This window comes from Streptomyces sp. NPDC050548, from assembly GCF_044457385.1.
GTDB lineage: Bacteria > Actinomycetota > Actinomycetes > Streptomycetales > Streptomycetaceae > Streptomyces.
This window is the reverse complement of the sequence record NZ_JBITGV010000001.1, coordinates 77476-93674: the sequence shown is the minus strand read 5'-3', so window position 1 is coordinate 93674 and position 16199 is coordinate 77476. Positions and strand designations below refer to the sequence as shown.

The window sequence follows — 16199 nt, the reverse complement described above, 5'->3', positions numbered from 1 at the left end:
GATCGCCGGTCGAGTCGGGCCGGGCCGACTGAGTGTCAGGCCTTCTTCGTCTCCCAGAAGATCTTGTCGATCTGGGCGATGTAGTCCAGCGCCTTCTGGCCCGTCGCCGGGTCGGTGGACGCCTTGGCGGCCGAGAGGGCCTTCAGGGTGTCGTTGACCAGCTGGTGCAGCTGCGGGTACTTCTCGAAGTGCGGGGGCTTGAAGTAGTCGCTCCAGAGCACCGAGACGTGGTGCTTCGCGAGCTCGGCGCGCTGTTCCTTGATGACGATGGCGCGCGCCTGGAAGTGCGGGTCGTCGTTGGCGGCCATCTTGTCCTGCACGGCCTTCACCGACTCCGCCTCGATGCGGGCCTGGGCCGGGTCGTACACACCGCAGGGCAGGTCGCAGTGCGCGCTGACCTTCACCTTGGGGGCAAACAGGCGGGAAAGCATGGAGCGTTCCTTCCTCGTGATCGTCTTCTCAGGTGGGACATTACTCCCTGGAGAAGCTGATTTCGCGAGTGCCCCCATGGGCTTAGGACAAAAGTACGGGGTCGGACTCAGACTGGTGGAGGATAGGACCGGGGAGGTGCCGGGGATGCCGGAGCTGTCGCAGGAGACCGAGCGCGGGAGGGCCGTACTGCCCTTTGGTACGGCCGAGGTGACCGGGCCGTCCATGGTGCCGACGCTGGTCCACGGGGATCTGCTGGTGGTGCAGTACGGCGCCAGGGTCAGGCCCGGGGACGTCGTCGTGCTGCGGCATCCGTTCCAGCAGGATCTGCTGGTCGTCAAGCGGGCCGTGGAGCGGCGGGACGGCGGCTGGTGGGTGCTCGGGGACAACGCGTTCGCCGGTGGGGACAGTACCGACTACGGCACCGTGCCCGAGGATCTGGTGCTGGGCAGGGTGCGCTTCCGGTACCGGCCGCTCAAGCCGGATCAGCGTTCGCCGTTCGCGCTCGCCCGCTGGGTGCTCTCGGCCGCCAGGCCGGTCCTCTCCGACCGGTCGGCCTCCAGGCGCTTCCGGGCCCGGTAGGCGGCCACGTTGGCGCGGGTCGCGCAGCGGTCCGAGCAGTAGCGGCGGGAGCGGTTGGTCGAGGTGTCCAGGTAGGCGTTGCGGCACGGGGGCGCCTCGCACAGGCCCAGGCGGTCGACGCCGTACTCGGTGAGGTGGAAGGCCAGGCCCATCGCCGCGATGGCCGCGTAGCCGGCGGTCGCGTTCGACGGGTGGTCCGCGAGGTGCATGTGCCACAGCGGGCGGCCGTCCTCGTCCCGGAAGTTGTGCCCGGAGATCTGCGGGCTGACCGGGAACTCCAGGAGGAGCGAGTTCAGCAGGTTCACGGAGAGGGTCTCGTCGCCGTCGTCGGCCGCCTGGAAGACCGCCCGCAGCCGGCCCCGGACCGAACGGAAGCGCGTGACGTCGGCGTCGGTGGCGCGGCGGGCCGCCTCCTGGTTGGTGCCGAACAGGTCCCGCACGGCCTCGACCGAGGTCAGGGCGTCCTTGCCCCGGGCCGGTTCCTCGGTGTTGACGAGGCGTACGGCGTAGTCCGAGTAATAGGCCAGTTCCACTTGTAGTCCTTACGAGGGCGCTCTATGGTCGTGGATGCGGTCGGGTAACAGCTGATCGTGCTTCCAGGGTATTACGGCAGTGGCAATGTGACAGCGCGTGGACAGGGGGTCCTCATGACGACCGGTGTCGGAACCGACTGGCAGTCCTGGCAGGAGAGCTGGGACCGGCAGCAGGAGTGGTACTTGCCCGACCGGGAGGACCGCTTCCGGATCATGCTCGACATGGTCGAGGCCTGCGTCGGGCCCGAACCGCGCGTCCTCGACCTCGCCTGCGGCACCGGCAGCATCACCGCCCGGCTGCTGGCCCGCTTCCCGGACGCCACCAGTACCGGCGTCGACCTCGATCCCGCGCTCCTCGCCATCGCCCGCGGCACCTTCGAGGGCGACGAGCGGGCCTCCTTCGTCACCGCCGACCTCAAGGACCCGCGGTGGACGACGAAGCTGCCGTACGACTCGTACGACGCGGTCCTCACCGCCACTGCCCTGCACTGGCTGCACAGCGAACCCCTCGCGGTCCTCTACGGCGAACTCGCCGAACTCGTCCGCTACGGCGGCGTGTTCATGAACGCCGACCACATGATCGACGACAGCACGCCGCGGATCAACGCGATCGAGCGCACCCACAGTCACGGCCGCATGGAACAGGCCCAGCGGAACGGCGCCCTCGACTGGGCCGAGTGGTGGCAACTCGCCGCCCAGGACCCGGTTCTCGCCGAACCGACCGCCCGCCGCTTCGAGATCTACGGCGCCCATGCGGACGGCGACATGCCCTCGGCCGCATGGCACGCGCGCGTGCTGCGCGAGAAGGGGTTCGGGGAGGCACGGGCGGTGTGGTGCTCGCCGTCGGACACGCTGCTGCTCGCCCTCAAGTAGCCCGCCGCACAAGCGCAAGGGGCGGTACGGAAGATCCGTACCGCCCCTTGAAGGAACCGCCGTACCACTACAGCACCTTGGACAGGAACCCCTGCGTCCGCTCGTGCTGAGGGTTCGTCAGGACGTCGCGCGGGTGGCCGGATTCGACCACCACACCGCCGTCCATGAAGACGAGGCTGTCGCCGACCTCGCGGGCGAAGCCCATCTCGTGCGTGACGACGATCATCGTCATGCCGGACTCGGCGAGGTCGCGCATGACGTCCAGAACGTCGCCGACCAGCTCCGGGTCGAGGGCCGAGGTCGGCTCGTCGAACAGCATCAGCTTCGGGTCCATCGCCAACGCCCGCGCGATCGCGACCCGTTGCTGCTGGCCGCCGGAGAGCTGCGAGGGGTAGCTCTGGGCCTTGTCGGCCAGCCCCACCCGCTCCAGGAGCTGCATCGCGCGCTCCTTGGCCTGCCCCTTGTTGACGCCCCTGACCTGCACCGGCGCCTCGACGATGTTCTCGGCGGCCGTCATGTGCGGGAACAGGTTGAAGCGCTGGAAGACCATGCCGATGTCCCGGCGCTTCACCGCGACCTCGCGATCGCGCAACTCGTAGAGCTTGTCGCCCTGTTGGCGGTAGCCGACGAGTTCACCGTCGACGTACAGCCGGCCGGCGTTGATCTTCTCCAGGTGGTTGATGCACCGCAGGAAGGTCGACTTGCCGGAGCCGGAGGGGCCGATGAGGCAGAACACCTCGCCGGACTTCACCTCCAGGTCGATGCCCTTGAGCACCTCGACCGGGCCGAACGACTTGTGGACACCCTCGGACTTGACCATCGGGACCGACGGGTCGGTCGGGACGGAGTCGGTCTTGGTGAGCTTGTCGGTCATGCCGCTGCTCCCTTCGGACGGCCGATGGACAGCAGGTTCGCCCGGATCTTCTGGAGCGGGGTCGGCGGCAGCGCACGGCTGGAGCCGCGGGCGTAGTACCGCTCGACGTAGTACTGCCCGACGCTCAGGACGGACGTCATGATCAGGTACCAGGCAGCGGCGAGGAAGTACATCTCCACCGGGGCGCCGGAGTTCTGGCCGATGTCCTGGGCGTAGCGGAAGAGCTCCGGATACTGGACGGCCGCCACGAGCGAGGTCGTCTTCAGCATGTTGATCACTTCGTTGCCCGTGGGCGGCACGATCACCCGCATCGCCTGCGGGATCACGATCCGGCGCAGCGTCTTGGCGTGGCTCATGCCCAGCGCGTGCGAGGCCTCGGTCTGGCCCTCGTCGACCGCGAGCAGGCCGGCGCGGCAGATCTCCGCCATGTACGCGGCCTCGTTGAGACCGAGGCCGAGCAGCGCCGTCAGCAGCGGCGTCATGAAGGCCGACCAGTAGTTCTTGTAGATCGGCCCGAGGTTGATGTAGTGGAAGACCAGGCCCAGGTTGAACCAGAGGAACAGCTGGACCAGGACCGGCGTACCGCGGAAGAACCAGATGTAGAACCAGGCGATCGACGAGGTCACCGGGTTCTTCGACAGCCGCATCACCGCGAGGCCGATGCCGCCGACGATGCCGATCACCATCGACAGGACCGTCAGCAGCAGGGTCTTGTAGACACCGGTCATGATCCGGTGGTCGAAGAAGTAGTCCGGTACGGCATGCCAGTTGATCTGGCCGTTGCCGAACGCGTAGATGATCGAGACCAGGATCGCGATCGCGACGACAGCGGAGATGTACCGCCCGTAGTGCTTGACCGGAATGGCCTTGATGGTCTCCGGGGCGGCCGGGGGCGTGTCCTGCGGCCCCGGCGCCCGGTCGATGTCAGTTGTCACGGATGTTGCCTCTCAGCGACGGCGGATCCGCGGTCACTTGCCGCCGTTGATCACGGACGACTTGACGGCACCGTCCTCGGCGCCCCACTTGGTCAGGATCTTCTCGTACTCGCCGCTCTTGATCACCGCGTTCATCGCGGCCTGCAGCGCGTCCCGCAGCTGGGTGTTGCTCTTGGCGACCGCGATGCCGTACGGCGCCGCCTCGACCTGGTCGCCGACGATCTGGAAGTCCTTGCCGCCGCCGGAGGTCTTCACCGCGTAGGCCGCGACCGGGAAGTCGGAGGAGGCCGCGTCGGCGCCGCCGGAGCGCAGCCGGGTCTGGGCCTGCTGGTCGTCGTCGAAGGGCTCGATGGTGATCTTCTTGCCGCCCGTACACTTCTTCGTCTCGGTCTTGGCGAGGTCCTCGGAGACCGTGCCGCGCTCGACCGCGAGCTTCTTCCCGCACAGGTCGGACCACGAGGCGATGTTCCCGGTGTCGCCCTTGCGCGTGTAGATCGAGACGCCGGCGGTCAGGTAGTCGACGAAGTCGACGCCCTCACCGACCTTCTTGCCCGTGTCGCCGTCGATGCCGTTCTGCCGGTTCTTGTTGTCGGTCATCGCGGACATGGCGATGTCGTAGCGGTCGGAGCGCAGACCGGTGAGCAGCGCGTCGAAGGTGCCGTTCTCGAACTCGAACTTCACGCCGAGCTGCTTGCCCATGGCGGCCGCGAGGTCGGGGTCGAGGCCGACGACCTTGCCGGAGTCGTCCTTGAACTCGACCGGCGCGTACGCGATGTCCGAGCCGACCTTGACGACGCCCGCGCTGCGGATCGAGGCGGGCAGCTTGGAGGCCAGCGGCGCCGAGCTGGTCGACGCGCTGCTGGAGTCCTTGTCCTTCTTGGTCTGGTCACCGCAGCCGGTGAGCAGCAGGGCGCCGGCGACCGCGATCGCACCGACCGCTGTGAGCCGGGTGTGCGCGGCGGTCGTACGACGGGTGAAGCGTGCGGTCATGGTGGGTTCCTCCGGCGGATGGATGGCGGTGCCGACGGGTCGACGAGAACACACACCTTCGGGTGTCGCGACCTCGTGTGATTAGGGCATCTTGCCATTCGGACTGAACCATTCAGGGGACTCCCTATGTCAAAATCGGATAACGGGTGAACCCCGAATCGCATCAGGTCGGTACATCAGGACGCCCTGATCACGGACCATCTGCTGGAATCACTCCTTCCGGCCGGAAGATCTTCGGCATGTCTCACGATGTGATCGATCATCGTTCCGCCCCCGGCCGACGAGATGTGACCTTGCGCCTATTGGACTCGTCCTCGGTGCCGTCCGTCCGGTAAGAAGGTTCTTTACACCCCTCATCCGGGGCTCAGGGCGCGTGTGCGGCGCGCCCGTCGCGCAGGTGCTCGTACGCATCAACTCTCTGGGCCCTGCGCGGTGCCCGCCCACCCCTCACCAGGGAGTGGCCACCCTCAAAATCAATGAAGACTTAAGGGGTAAGACAAAGTGGCAGCGGAGATCGTCAATCCTCGCAGCGACAGCAGTACGGATCAGGACGGCGGGGCAGAGCCCCTCGATTCCTTCGATCCTGCGTTCGCGCTGCACCGCGGCGGCAAGATGGCCGTGCAGGCCACCGTGCCGATCCGCGACAAGGACGACCTGTCCCTCGCATACACACCCGGCGTCGCGCGCGTGTGCACCGCCATCGCGGAGCAGCCGGAACTCGTCCACGACTACACATGGAAGTCGTCCGTGGTCGCCGTCGTGACGGACGGTACGGCGGTGCTCGGACTCGGCGACATCGGTCCCGAGGCCTCCCTCCCCGTCATGGAGGGCAAGGCGATCCTGTTCAAGCAGTTCGGCGGGGTGGACGCGGTGCCGATCGCGCTGGCCTGCACGGGCGTCGACGAGATCATCGAGACCGTGGTGCGCCTCGCGCCCTCCTTCGGGGGCGTCAACCTGGAGGACATCTCGGCGCCGCGCTGCTTCGAGATCGAGCGCAGGCTCCAGGAGCGGCTCGACATTCCCGTCTTCCACGACGACCAGCACGGCACGGCGATCGTGACGCTGGCGGCGCTCCGCAACGCGGCGAAGCTGACCGGGCGGGAGCTGGGCGACCTGCGGGCCGTCATCTCCGGCGCGGGCGCGGCCGGCGTGGCCATCGCCAAGTTCCTGCTGGAGGCCGGGCTCGGCGACGTCGCGGTCGCCGACCGCAAGGGCGTCGTCTCCCGCGACCGGGACGACCTCACGCCCGTCAAGCGGGAACTGGCCGAGCTGACCAACAAGGCGGGCCTCTCCGGAACGCTGGAAGCGGCGCTGGAAGGTGCCGACGTCTTCATCGGCGTCTCCGGCGGTACGGTCCCGGAGCCGGCCGTGGCCTCCATGGCCGAGGGCGCGTTCGTCTTCGCGATGGCCAACCCGGACCCCGAGGTGCACCCCGATGTGGCGCACAAGTACGCGGCGGTCGTCGCCACGGGGCGGTCCGACTTCCCGAACCAGATCAACAACGTGCTGGCGTTCCCGGGCATCTTCGCGGGCGCGCTCCAGGTGCGGGCCTCTCGGATCACCGAGGGCATGAAGATCGCGGCGGCCGAGGCGCTGGCCGGTGTGGTCGGCGACGATCTCGCCGCGGACTATGTGATTCCGTCACCGTTCGACGAGCGGGTCGCTCCTGCGGTCACCGCGGCTGTCGCGGCGGCGGCGCGAGCGGAGGGCGTTGCCCGCCGGTAGCTGTGCATGGCCCCGCCTGTTCTGGGCGGGGCCATTTTCTTTGCCCACCCGCCCGCCCGTTCGGGTGATTGAGGGGTGGGCGTTTCCCGTGGGGGGCTCGGGTCGTTCGGCGGCTGCGGGCCGGGTGGCTTCTTGGCTCCGGTTCGGACATCTCAGCCCGTTGGGGGTCCCCCTCCGGGGGAGTTTGAGGACGAGGCCGTTCAGGCCGAAACGGGGGTCTGGGGGCGCAGCCCCCAGCGGCGCTCCCGCCAATGCCCCGCACCTTTGCGCAAGAGGGCATGTGTCACACCGCCCGGTAGTTCCCTGGTCAACCGGCGGAGCCTATCGTCAAGGTCATGTTCGCCGTCTACGCCGCCCGAATCGACCGCGACCAGCCGCTCTCCGGCCTTGAGTTGGGGGAGCGTCCCGCCCCCGAGGCCCGGCCGGGCTGGAGCACCATCGATGTCAGGGCCGCCTCCCTCAACCACCACGACCTGTGGTCCCTGCGCGGCGTGGGCCTCGCCGAGGACAAACTGCCGATGATCCTCGGCTGCGACGCCGCCGGCGTCGACGAGGACGGCAACGAGGTCGTCCTGCACTCCGTCATCGGCCAGACCGGCCACGGCGTCGGCCCCAGGGAACCCCGTTCCATCCTCACCGAGCACTACCAGGGCACCTTCGCCGAGCAGGTCGCCGTACCGACGTGGAACGTGCTGCCGAAGCCGAAGGAACTGTCCTTCGCGGAGGCCGCCTGTCTGCCCACCGCCTGGCTGACGGCGTACCGCATGCTCTTCACCAACTCCGGTGTACGGCCCGGTGATTCGGTGCTCGTGCAGGGCGCGGGCGGCGGTGTCGCCACGGCCGCGATCGTGCTCGCGAAGGCGGCCGGGCTGCGGGTCTTCGCGACCAGCCGGGACGAGGCCAAGCGGAAGCGGGCGCTGGAACTGGGTGCCCTGGAGGCTGTGGAGCCGGGGGCCCGGCTGCCGCAGCGCGTGGACGCCGTCATCGAGACCGTCGGCGCCGCCACCTGGTCCCACTCGGTCAAGTCGCTGAAGCCCGGCGGGACACTCGTCATCTCCGGTGCCACGAGCGGCGACCGCCCCTCGCACGCCGAACTGACCCGTATCTTCTTCCTCGAACTCAAGGTCGTCGGCTCGACCATGGGCACCAAGGACGAACTGGAGGACCTGCTCGCCTTCTGCGCCGCGACCGGTGTCCGCCCGGTCATCGACGAGGTACTCCCGCTGGACCGGGCCCGCGAGGGCTTCGAACGCCTCGACTCCGGCGGCCAGTTCGGCAAGATCGTGCTCACGAACGGCTGACGTCTCGTCCGTTCTGCCCGTCCCCCTGCTCGTCCCCGCTGCTCGTCTCCCTATCCGTCCCCCTGCTCGTCTCTTCTGCTCGTCTCTTCTGTCTGGCTCACGGCTCTTCTGTCTGGCTCACGGCCGGTCCGGTTCCTCCCGGGCCGGCCGTCGACGTTTGTCAACTTTGATTGACAGATGGGTGCGTGTCAACGTAGGTTGACATCATGACCGAAGCAACGGATCTCGCCGAGCGCGCGGGTGACCGTGACCCACGGGTCGGCCTCCGTGCCGTGTCCGCGCTGCGCAAGCTCGTGGAGCAGCTGGAGGCGGTGCAGGTGCGCAGCGCGCGCAATCAGGGCTGGTCGTGGCAGGAGATCGCCGCGGAACTCGGAGTCAGCAGGCAGGCCGTCCACAAGAAGCACGGGAGGCAGTGATGTTCGAACGGTTCACGAAAGACGCCCGCGCCCTGGTGCAGGGCGCGGTGGAGCACAGCGAGCGGTCGGGGTCCGGTTCCGTCGAGGCCGAGCACCTGCTCCTCGCGCTCCTCGACCGCGAAGGCAGCCGGGCCTCCTTCACCCTGACTGCCCTCGGCCTCACCACCGAAGAACGCAAGGAGTCCCTACGGCGGGCTCTGGGCGACGCCCGCCGACGTGCCGGGCTCTCCCAGTCCGAGGCCGACGCCCTTGCCGGACTCGGCATCGACGTCTCGGAGATCGTCGCCCGCGTCGAGGAGGTGCACGGTGTCGGTGCGATGTCCGGCGACCGCAAGGGCGGGGAGCGGTGGCCGGGCCGCCGTACCTTCGGCCGGGGTGCCAAGAACGTCCTGGAGAAGTCCCTGCGCATCGCCGTGGCCCACCACGACCGCCACATCGGCGACGAGCACTTCCTCCTCGCCCTGACCATCCTCCCCGGTGTGCCCGGCGAGGTGCTCGCCGACCACGGGGTGACCCACGAGGCGGCGACACGGGTCCTGTACGGCGGGGGAGAGGCGAAGGCGGGGTGAGGTGAAGGGTGGGGCGGTGCGCGGCGGGCCGGTGCGCGGGCGGGGCGGTGCGCCTGGGGCCGATGTCGCGGCGCACCGCCTGCGGGCCTTGGCGCTGGCCTTGCCCTGGCCCTGGCCCTGGCCCTGGCGCTGGCGCTGGCCCTGGCCCTGGCTCTGGCCCTGGCCCTGGCTCTGGCCCTGGCTCTGGCTCTGGCCTCGGCTCAGGCCTTGCGGCCGCCCCGCAGTATCGCCCCGATGTGGGCCGCCGCCGCGGACAAGTGGCGCCGGGTGTCGCGGAGTTGGTCCTCGGTGACACCGCGGTCGCGGGCCGCGTCACGGATGTCGTCCCGGAAGCGGTCGAGCAGTCGGTCCAGATCGCGGGCAGGGTCGCCGGTGGAGTCCTCGTGGGCCCAGGCCGGTTCGTACTCCGCGGGGAAGTCCTCCGGGGTCTGGCTGTACTCCGGTGCCGATGTCCCCGGTGCCGATCCCGATCCTGATCCCGACGCGGGTGCCGATGCCGACTTGCCCGTACCCGGCCGCCCCCCGAACCCGAAGTCCTTGCCGAACTCCTTCCCGAAGTCCCCGAACTCCTTTGCCAGTTCGGTCAGGCTCTCCCGCACGCCCGTGGGCCAGTCGCCGCGCGCGAAGTGGTCCTGCGCGTGCTCCTGGACCTGGCGGCCGATGCGCTGCATCTCCTCCTGGGCCTGTGCCCACGCCCGCGCCTGCGCCTCCTTGGCCTGACGCCGGGCCTGCTGGGCCTCTTCGCGGGCCCGCCGGCTCTCGTCCTTGGCGCGCCGGGCCTGCTCCTTCCACTCCTGCTTGGCGCGGCGCATCTCCTCCTTGGCGGCGCGCCACGACTCCTTGTCGCCGAAGTCCGTGAAGTCCCCGGCGGCGCCTTCGTGTTCGCCGCTTCGGGCTCGCGCGCCGCCGGTGCCCCGCCGGGCCTCGGAGGCCGCCGCGCGGATCTCGCGCCGCAGGTCGCCCGCGGCGCCCCGGACATCGGCCCGGATCTCGGCGGCCAACTCGGCGACGGACTCGCGGATCTCCAGCTCAAGGTCGGCCAACTCGCCGCTGCGGTCGGCCAGTTCGGCGCGGCCGGCGTCCGTGATGGAGTACACCTTGCGGCCGCCCTCGGTGGTATGGGTGACCAGGCCCTCGGCCTCCAGCTTGGCCAGGCGCGGGTAGACCGTGCCCGCCGACGGCGCGTACAGCCCCTGGAAGCGCTCCTCCAGGAGGCGGATCACCTCGTAGCCGTGGCGGGGGGCCTCGTCCAGCAGCTTCAGCAGGTAGAGGCGGAGGCGGCCGTGGGCGAAGACGGGAGGCATGTCAGAGCACCTTCTTGTCGGTCGTACCGTCGGCCGCGGCACTGCCGGAGGCATCGTCCGGGCCGGAAACGGAATTCTCCCCCGAGTCGCCCTGAACCCCGTCCGCAGGGGCATCGGTCACGTCGTCCTCAACGCCGTGTCCGCCTGCCGGACCGTCGTTCTGAGTACTGCTCCGGACGGTGTCTTCCTCGTCCTCCTCCGCGTCCTCCTCTGCCGGGCGGCGCAGCAGGGCGATGGAGCCGGAGACGGTCGTGGCGCGCAGCTTTCCGGTGCCCGCGCCGAGGCGGCCGGTGATCTTGTGGGCGCCCCACTGGCCGTGCACCCGTAGTCCGTCGAAGGCGTTGGAGATGGAACCGCTCGCCGTGTTCGCCTCGACGTCCGCGTCCGCCGGGTGCGGCAGGCGGATGGCGATCTCGCCCGAGACATTGGTCAGCCGGACATCGGTCGGGCCGTCCGGGTCGAGGTCCACGATCATGGAGCCGCTCACCGACTCGGCGCGCACGGAGGTCCCCGAACCCTCGACGACGGTGAGGTCGCCGGAGACGGAGTTGAAACGGAGGTCGCCGGTGACGGCCTGGGCCTCCAGGTTCCCCGAGACCGTCTCGGCGCGGACCGGGCCGGAGAGGCTGACGAGGGTGGTGTCGCCCGTGACGCCCCGCACCACGGAAGGCCCGCTGATCCCGGAGACGACGGCCGCGGCGCCGACCACCCCGACCTCGACCCTTGTGCCGGCCGGAACGGCCAGGGAGACCACCGCACTGCGCCGCCAGCCCCTGCGGTCGAGCCACTTGAGGAAGCCCTTCCAGGGCAGGTCCTCGTACGCCACCGTCAGGGTGCCGTGCTGCTGGGTCACCACCAGGGGCGGCCCGTCGATCTCGGAGATTTCGAGGCGGGCGGAACCCTCGTCGGTCCCCACGACGTTCACCGTTCCGTTGACGATGCGTACATGGAGATCGCTCACGGGCTCGTCGAACGTGAGCTTCCTGGGCTCTGCGACGGACCACTCGGACATGATGCAGACCTCCTCGGTCGACCCGGACGGGACGGGATCGGGCACAGACGGGATCGGACACGACGCGCCATATCGCGTCTTCCGTAAAACACGATATATCGTGGATGCGGAAAGTCAAGACACTCGTTTCGGTGATCGCCGACTGTCCGGCGACCGGCGAAAAGGGGCGTATTGCCCTAGCGTGTGACCATGTCCACGGAGAAGTTCCAGGTCGGACGGAGGGCCGGTGCCGGTCCGGGCGCCCTGCTGCTCTGCCGGGCCGAACCTGAGTCCGTCGCCCATGCGGCCCACCCGCTCCACGAACGCATGGTGCTGACCCGAGCGGGCGACGACTGGAGCGTGCTCGTCCCCGAGGGCAAGCCCTGGCTGCACGGCGACGAACCGGTCGACCGCGTCCTCACCGGCTGGGCCGCCGCGCTCGCCGTCGGCGCCCCCTGGCCCGTACTCGCCCTCTGGTGGGACGCCGACCGCGCCGGCTACACCCTGGCCTCGGGCTTCCGCCGTCCCGTCGGCTATGTCTGGCTCGCCGACGGCACTCCCGCCGGCGAGGACGAGGCGATGCGCACCTTCGCCGCCCGCCTGGATCTGGACCCCGTACTGGATCTCCAGTCCCTCGACCACCTGACGAAACCGGACCCCGAGGCCGACGCCCGCACCCGTCTGCGCGGCCTCCTGGCGGTCCTCACGCGCGCGGGAGTGGCCCTCCCGACGGGCCTCGCCCCCGGCGAACCGGCAGACCGCCTCCGCGAGATCGCCCGCATCCGTCCCGACGCCCGCCAGATCGAGCGCTCGGGCTGGCGCGAGGCGGTCCGAACGGAACTGGAAGCGGTCGACAACAGCTGCCTGGGCCCCTGGCTGCCCTGGTCCGGCACGTACGCGACCACTGTCCTGTCCATGGCCCAGCTGACGACGGGCGTCCCGCTCACGGCCTGGGGCCTACGGCGCCGCAGCGCGGGCTGGACCGCCGCGGGGGCGCTGCTCATGGCCCAAGGGGCGCTGGGCATCGCCTACGAGCTGGCCTGCCCGCGCGACTGACAACGGGGGCGGGACCGGACGTCGTGGAAACCGTCGTAGGAACGACTGCTACTCGTCGTCGTCCTCGTCGTCCAGCCGGGCCAGCCAGGTCGCCAGGCGCTCCACCGGGACCTCGAAGTCGGGGTTGAGATCGACGAACGTCCGCAGCTGCTCGGCGAGCCACTCGAAGGTGACTTCTTCCTCGCCGCGCCGCTTTTCGAGCTCTTCGATGCCTCGGTCGGTGAAGTACACGGGGGAATCTCCTGGAAGTGGGCCTCGGGCCACGATCGGTGGACCTCCAGGTTATGTGGGATCGGCCCAGCGGCCGACGGCCCCGCCGTTTCCGGCGCGCAGGCAGGCCGTTGCCGGGGTATGCCCTATGCGAGGAGGGGACGGCGGGACCGGGGTGCGCACCGGCAAGGGCTGCCGAGCGGGGACGCAGGCGACGAGGTGAGGGGGCAGGTGATGGCGGAGTCAGCGGACAGCACGCCGGATGGTGAGGAGCCGTCTCCGGGGCACCCGCGGGACGCGGAGCTGACGGAGCTGCCGGACCTTCTGGCAATGGGGCTTGCGGAGCTGAGGACTGTGCAGCACCCGATCCTGGCCGAGGTGCTGGCGGACCTCCGGGAGCGAGCGACGGGTCCGGACGAGATGTTGTGGGGATTCAACAACGCTTTCTGAGCGGTGAGTTGGGAGTGGAAGCGGGCGGTGGTCCGGAGCCAGGCCAGCCCGATACCGGGTTCCGGCCGATCCACCGGCCGAATCGGACACCTTCGAAGGGGCCGGGTTATGCGGGGGAAGGCGCCGGGAAAGGCGTCTCGGGCGGCTTGTGCCACGGCAATGGGGGGCCTGAGTGTCTGAACACGTGACTTTGGCACGGGCTCCTTTCCCCTTCCGGCAGTTCGTGGTGAAAGTCCATGGCCGGTGCAACCTTTCCTGCCGGTACTGCTATCTCTACGAAGGCCCCGACCAGACCTGGCGCGACCGCCCCGCCGCAACCTCGCCGGAGGTGCTCGACCGCACCGCGTCCCGTATCGCCGAGCACGCCGTGCAACACCGGCTGAGCGCGCTCTCCCTCGTCCTGCACGGCGGCGAGCCGCTGCTCGCGGGTGTGGAGCGGCTCGCCCACTTCACCGAGCGGGTGCGGGCCGAGGTGCCCGGACGGTGCACCGTCCACCCCACAGTCCAGACCAACGGCACGCTCCTGACCGCCCGCCGTGTCGACGCACTCGCCCAGCACGGCATCCGTATCGGGCTCAGCCTCGACGGGGGTCTCGCCGCGCACAACACGCGGCGCGTCGATCGCGCCGGACGGCCGTCATGGCCTGGGGCGGTGCGCGGTGCGCGGCTGCTCGCCGAGCGATGCCCGGAGTCGTACGCGGGAATCCTGGCGGTGGTGGATCCAGCGACCGACCCGGTTGAGCTGTACGAATCCCTGCTTGCGTTGCGCCCGCCGGCGATTGATCTTCTGCTGCCGCACGGGAACTGGTCGGCTCCGCCGCCCCACCTCGGGCCGAATCCGGCGGATCGGATCACGACCCCCTACGGGGACTGGTTGTGTGCTGTCTTCGACCGCTGGTGGGGAGCGGAACGCAAGGAGACGAAGGTGCGGCTCTTCGAGGAGTGCATCGCGTTGATGCTGGGACTGCGCGCGAGTACGGAGTCGTTGGGGCTTGCCCCTTTCGACGCGGTCGTGGTGGAGACAGACGGTTCGATCGAACAGATCGATTCGCTCAAGTCGGCGTTCGATGGGGCCGCTTGTACTGGACTGGACGTCTTTCGGAACAGTTTTGACGACGCGCTTGGCCATCCAGGTGTTGTTGCGCGGCAGGCTGGTGCTGCTGCGCTGGGGGCGGGGTGCCGGGTGTGTCCGTTGCTGGCGGTCTGCGGGGGTGGGCACTATGCCCACCGGTATCGGGCTGGGCAGGGCTTCGCCAACCCCTCGGTGTACTGCGCCGATCTGCAGCGCTTCATCCGCCATGTCGCCGGGCGGCTTGCCGGGGCGGCGACCGGGCCCCAAACGGCCCGAGCCGGAACTCCTGTCACCCGAGGAGATCCCTCGTGATCCCATCGGCGCTCCCCGAGGCAGCCCTGCGAGAACTGGGCCGTACGGCGGGCGGCCCCGACACGCTCGCACTGCTCGTCCGGGATCAGCACACTCGGCGGCTGCTTCTGCTGCGCGCCGTACTGGATGCCGTCGAGGCTGCCGATGTCGCGGTCTGCCCATTGCCGGTCCGGGACCGGCTGCGGGAGGACTGGGCCTTGTTGGAGGCTGCGGACGGGACGGGAGCGGGGGGTGGCGCGGAGACCTGGTCGGGGGCGGGCATCCGGGGATCGGCCGCGCTGGACCGACTTCTGTATCCGTTGGTCGGGCCCTGGGCGCAGAGCTGCCTGCGTTTGTTGGACGGTGCGGTGGTGGACGGTGCGCGCACGGCGCGTGAGGAACTGGCGCGTGGCCTGGCCCATTTCAGCGCCATTGCCGCTGCTGCGGCGGTTCGGGGCGGGGAGCCGTTCGCGGTGCGGCTCATGGCGCGGGACGGGGTACTGGTGCTCCCGTCTTTGGGGGCGTTGCGGACGGTTGCTTCGGGGGACGTGCCCGTTGAACTCGCTTTCCGGACAGGGGTGATGACCTTTCGTCAGGCCGGGGCGGCGGATGTCGTCGTCCGTTGGGGATGCGAGGGCACCACGATGTGGTCAGATGCGCTCGCCTGGACGGCGACACGCACCCTGCCCGGTTTGTTGCCCGGGGTCGACCCGGTGCCGCTCGATGACATCGATCCCTACCGAACTGCGAATCGTGAGCTTCGGCACCGTGATCTGAGCGGTCCGGCGGTCGTCGACGCGGCGGAGCGGGCGCGGTGGTTGCGCTCGTGGGAGGGGACGGCATCCCTGTTGCGGCTCGGGGGTGAGCATCGGCTGATGGAGGTCGCCGCCCTGTTGCGGTGTCTGGTGCCGCTGGTTGTTCCTGCCGCTCTTGCCTCGCCAATGTCCTTGAATTCGCCCCCCGACGGTATCGGTAGCTGCAGTGGGACTCGTAGGGAGGCCTTCGGTGCGGTTCTCAGCAGTACCCCGCCCACTCCTGCTGCTTTCGCGACGACCCTCGTGCACGAGATCCAGCACGCCAAGTTCGCGGCGCTCAGCGAGCTGGTGGAGTTGCACCGCGCGGGCCCGGAGGAACGGTACTTCGCGCCTTGGAGGCCTGACCCGAGGCCGTATGACGCGTTGTTGCACGGGCTGTACAGCCACTTGGCGCTTGCGGACTTCTTCCAGTGCTGTGCCCTGGCGTCCACCGTCGCGCCCGCGCAGAGACACTCGGCGTGGCTGAGGCACGCGCGCCATCGGGAGCAGGTGAGAGCCGCGCTTTCCTCGATCGACGCTTCCGACGCTCTCACTCCCGCAGGGCGCCTCCTGGTCGACATGCTCATGGAGGAGTGCACGCGAATGGATGCAAATCCACCCCCGAAGGAAGCGCGTGAGGAAGCCGAGACGTATGTCGATCTGGCGCGTAAGAGATGGAACGGGAGTACGCCCTGGGCCTCGGTAAGCGGGTGACGCGGCGTGTCCCGGCGGCAGGACGCTCGTTCCGCCGCATGGAAGATCACTAAGAACGACGGGGATGGACGAGAACGCTGTGGAGCCGCG

Annotated in this window: 18 protein-coding genes; 10 read left to right on the top strand and 8 right to left on the bottom strand. The window is 69.5% G+C overall.

Translation table 11 applies throughout. The features are described 5' to 3' along the window. Positions 1-35: 35 nt before the first annotated feature. On the bottom strand, positions 36-431 hold the full coding sequence (gene sodN, locus ACIBJH_RS00400) for a superoxide dismutase, Ni (protein ID WP_399114658.1): 396 nt from the start codon (positions 429-431) through the stop codon (positions 36-38). 145 nt (positions 432-576) lie between these two features. On the opposite strand from sodN, the gene sodX reads away from it, so the two are divergent. After that, complete coding sequence (gene sodX / locus ACIBJH_RS00395; RefSeq protein ID WP_399114657.1) at positions 577-1011, top strand: nickel-type superoxide dismutase maturation protease; 435 nt, start codon at positions 577-579, stop codon at positions 1009-1011. On the opposite strand, the gene ACIBJH_RS00390 is transcribed toward sodX, so the two are convergent. After that, entirely contained in the window at positions 915-1544 is a 630-nt protein-coding gene (locus ACIBJH_RS00390; RefSeq protein WP_399114656.1) for a CGNR zinc finger domain-containing protein, read from the bottom strand. The two genes, sodX and ACIBJH_RS00390, sit on opposite strands and share 97 nt — an antisense overlap. Positions 1545-1658: 114 nt before the next feature. Between ACIBJH_RS00390 and ACIBJH_RS00385 the strand changes: the two genes are divergently transcribed. Continuing rightward, the gene (locus ACIBJH_RS00385; protein ID WP_399114655.1) at positions 1659-2417 is read left to right on the top strand and encodes a class I SAM-dependent methyltransferase; all 759 of its coding nucleotides are present in this window, start codon (positions 1659-1661) and stop codon (positions 2415-2417) included. Positions 2418-2484: 67 nt separating this feature from the next. Here the strand turns inward: ACIBJH_RS00385 and ACIBJH_RS00380 are convergent, their stop codons facing one another. Genes ACIBJH_RS00380 through ACIBJH_RS00370 form a run of 3 tightly spaced genes read right to left on the bottom strand, consistent with a single transcriptional unit; the run spans position 2485 to position 5216 of the window. Then, the gene (locus tag ACIBJH_RS00380) at positions 2485-3291 is read right to left on the bottom strand and encodes an amino acid ABC transporter ATP-binding protein (RefSeq protein WP_399114654.1); all 807 of its coding nucleotides are present in this window, start codon (positions 3289-3291) and stop codon (positions 2485-2487) included. After that, positions 3288-4226 (bottom strand): amino acid ABC transporter permease, encoded by a 939-nt coding sequence (locus ACIBJH_RS00375; protein WP_200710789.1) that lies wholly within the window; start codon positions 4224-4226, stop codon positions 3288-3290. The genes ACIBJH_RS00380 and ACIBJH_RS00375 overlap by 4 nt, the downstream gene beginning before the upstream one ends. Positions 4227-4259: 33 nt before the next feature. Further along, positions 4260-5216 carry an ABC transporter substrate-binding protein gene (locus ACIBJH_RS00370; RefSeq protein WP_399114653.1) on the bottom strand — a complete coding sequence of 319 codons (957 nt, stop codon included), beginning with the start codon at positions 5214-5216 and terminating at the stop codon, positions 4260-4262. Positions 5217-5717: 501 nt separating this feature from the next. Between ACIBJH_RS00370 and ACIBJH_RS00365 the strand changes: the two genes are divergently transcribed. The 4 genes from ACIBJH_RS00365 (at position 5718) to ACIBJH_RS00350 (ending at position 9227) form a co-directional block, all read left to right on the top strand. Further along, positions 5718-6941, top strand: a complete 1224-nt coding sequence (locus tag ACIBJH_RS00365) for an NADP-dependent malic enzyme (protein WP_262055719.1) — start codon at positions 5718-5720, stop codon at positions 6939-6941. A 335-nt stretch (positions 6942-7276) separates the two neighbouring features. Beyond that, on the top strand, positions 7277-8242 hold the full coding sequence (locus tag ACIBJH_RS00360) for a zinc-binding dehydrogenase (protein ID WP_262055718.1): 966 nt from the start codon (positions 7277-7279) through the stop codon (positions 8240-8242). A gap of 206 nt (positions 8243-8448) precedes the next feature. After that, a complete protein-coding gene (locus tag ACIBJH_RS00355) occupies positions 8449-8658 on the top strand; it encodes a helix-turn-helix domain-containing protein (protein ID WP_399114652.1) in 210 nt (69 codons plus the stop codon). Continuing rightward, positions 8658-9227 carry a Clp protease N-terminal domain-containing protein gene (locus ACIBJH_RS00350; RefSeq protein WP_399114651.1) on the top strand — a complete coding sequence of 190 codons (570 nt, stop codon included), beginning with the start codon at positions 8658-8660 and terminating at the stop codon, positions 9225-9227. The genes ACIBJH_RS00355 and ACIBJH_RS00350 overlap by 1 nt, the downstream gene beginning before the upstream one ends. A gap of 200 nt (positions 9228-9427) precedes the next feature. Here the strand turns inward: ACIBJH_RS00350 and ACIBJH_RS00345 are convergent, their stop codons facing one another. Continuing rightward, positions 9428-10531: a helix-turn-helix transcriptional regulator gene (locus ACIBJH_RS00345; RefSeq protein ID WP_399114650.1), complete on the bottom strand. Its 1104-nt coding sequence runs from the start codon at positions 10529-10531 to the stop codon at positions 9428-9430. A gap of 1 nt (position 10532) precedes the next feature. After that, complete coding sequence (locus ACIBJH_RS00340; RefSeq protein WP_399114649.1) at positions 10533-11543, bottom strand: DUF4097 family beta strand repeat-containing protein; 1011 nt, start codon at positions 11541-11543, stop codon at positions 10533-10535. Between the two features lie 189 nt (positions 11544-11732). Between ACIBJH_RS00340 and ACIBJH_RS00335 the strand changes: the two genes are divergently transcribed. After that, positions 11733-12578: a hypothetical protein gene (locus tag ACIBJH_RS00335; RefSeq protein ID WP_399114648.1), complete on the top strand. Its 846-nt coding sequence runs from the start codon at positions 11733-11735 to the stop codon at positions 12576-12578. Between the two features lie 48 nt (positions 12579-12626). On the opposite strand, the gene ACIBJH_RS00330 is transcribed toward ACIBJH_RS00335, so the two are convergent. Continuing rightward, a complete protein-coding gene (locus ACIBJH_RS00330) occupies positions 12627-12809 on the bottom strand; it encodes a DUF6104 family protein (protein WP_019075209.1) in 183 nt (60 codons plus the stop codon). Between the two features lie 120 nt (positions 12810-12929). Here ACIBJH_RS00330 and fxsA point away from each other — a divergent pair, with 120 nt between their 5' ends. The 3 genes from fxsA (at position 12930) to ACIBJH_RS00315 (ending at position 16109) form a co-directional block, all read left to right on the top strand. Then, positions 12930-13238 (top strand): FxSxx-COOH cyclophane-containing RiPP peptide, encoded by a 309-nt coding sequence (gene fxsA, locus ACIBJH_RS00325; protein ID WP_399114647.1) that lies wholly within the window; start codon positions 12930-12932, stop codon positions 13236-13238. A gap of 172 nt (positions 13239-13410) precedes the next feature. Continuing rightward, a complete protein-coding gene (locus ACIBJH_RS00320) occupies positions 13411-14622 on the top strand; it encodes an FxsB family cyclophane-forming radical SAM/SPASM peptide maturase (RefSeq protein ID WP_399114646.1) in 1212 nt (403 codons plus the stop codon). Then, on the top strand, positions 14619-16109 hold the full coding sequence (locus ACIBJH_RS00315; protein ID WP_399114645.1) for an aKG-HExxH-type peptide beta-hydroxylase: 1491 nt from the start codon (positions 14619-14621) through the stop codon (positions 16107-16109). Before ACIBJH_RS00320 ends, ACIBJH_RS00315 begins: the two co-directional genes overlap by 4 nt. The last annotated feature ends 90 nt before the right edge of the window (positions 16110-16199 follow it).

What these genes read in the sequence shown, in the direction of transcription:
- ACIBJH_RS00350 (WP_399114651.1), top strand. Translation starts at nt 8,658, where the DNA reads ATGTTCGAACGGTTCACGAAAGACGCCCGCGCCCTGGTGCAGGGCGCG.
- ACIBJH_RS00385 (WP_399114655.1), top strand. Translation starts at nt 1,659, where the DNA reads ATGACGACCGGTGTCGGAACCGACTGGCAGTCCTGGCAGGAGAGCTGG.
- sodX (WP_399114657.1), top strand. Translation starts at nt 577, where the DNA reads ATGCCGGAGCTGTCGCAGGAGACCGAGCGCGGGAGGGCCGTACTGCCC.
- ACIBJH_RS00340 (WP_399114649.1), bottom strand. Translation starts at nt 11,543, where the DNA reads ATGTCCGAGTGGTCCGTCGCAGAGCCCAGGAAGCTCACGTTCGACGAG.
- ACIBJH_RS00345 (WP_399114650.1), bottom strand. Translation starts at nt 10,531, where the DNA reads ATGCCTCCCGTCTTCGCCCACGGCCGCCTCCGCCTCTACCTGCTGAAG.
- ACIBJH_RS00355 (WP_399114652.1), top strand. Translation starts at nt 8,449, where the DNA reads ATGACCGAAGCAACGGATCTCGCCGAGCGCGCGGGTGACCGTGACCCA.
- fxsA (WP_399114647.1), top strand. Translation starts at nt 12,930, where the DNA reads ATGCCCTATGCGAGGAGGGGACGGCGGGACCGGGGTGCGCACCGGCAA.
- ACIBJH_RS00360 (WP_262055718.1), top strand. Translation starts at nt 7,277, where the DNA reads ATGTTCGCCGTCTACGCCGCCCGAATCGACCGCGACCAGCCGCTCTCC.
- sodN (WP_399114658.1), bottom strand. Translation starts at nt 431, where the DNA reads ATGCTTTCCCGCCTGTTTGCCCCCAAGGTGAAGGTCAGCGCGCACTGC.
- ACIBJH_RS00335 (WP_399114648.1), top strand. Translation starts at nt 11,733, where the DNA reads ATGTCCACGGAGAAGTTCCAGGTCGGACGGAGGGCCGGTGCCGGTCCG.
- ACIBJH_RS00380 (WP_399114654.1), bottom strand. Translation starts at nt 3,291, where the DNA reads ATGACCGACAAGCTCACCAAGACCGACTCCGTCCCGACCGACCCGTCG.
- ACIBJH_RS00370 (WP_399114653.1), bottom strand. Translation starts at nt 5,216, where the DNA reads ATGACCGCACGCTTCACCCGTCGTACGACCGCCGCGCACACCCGGCTC.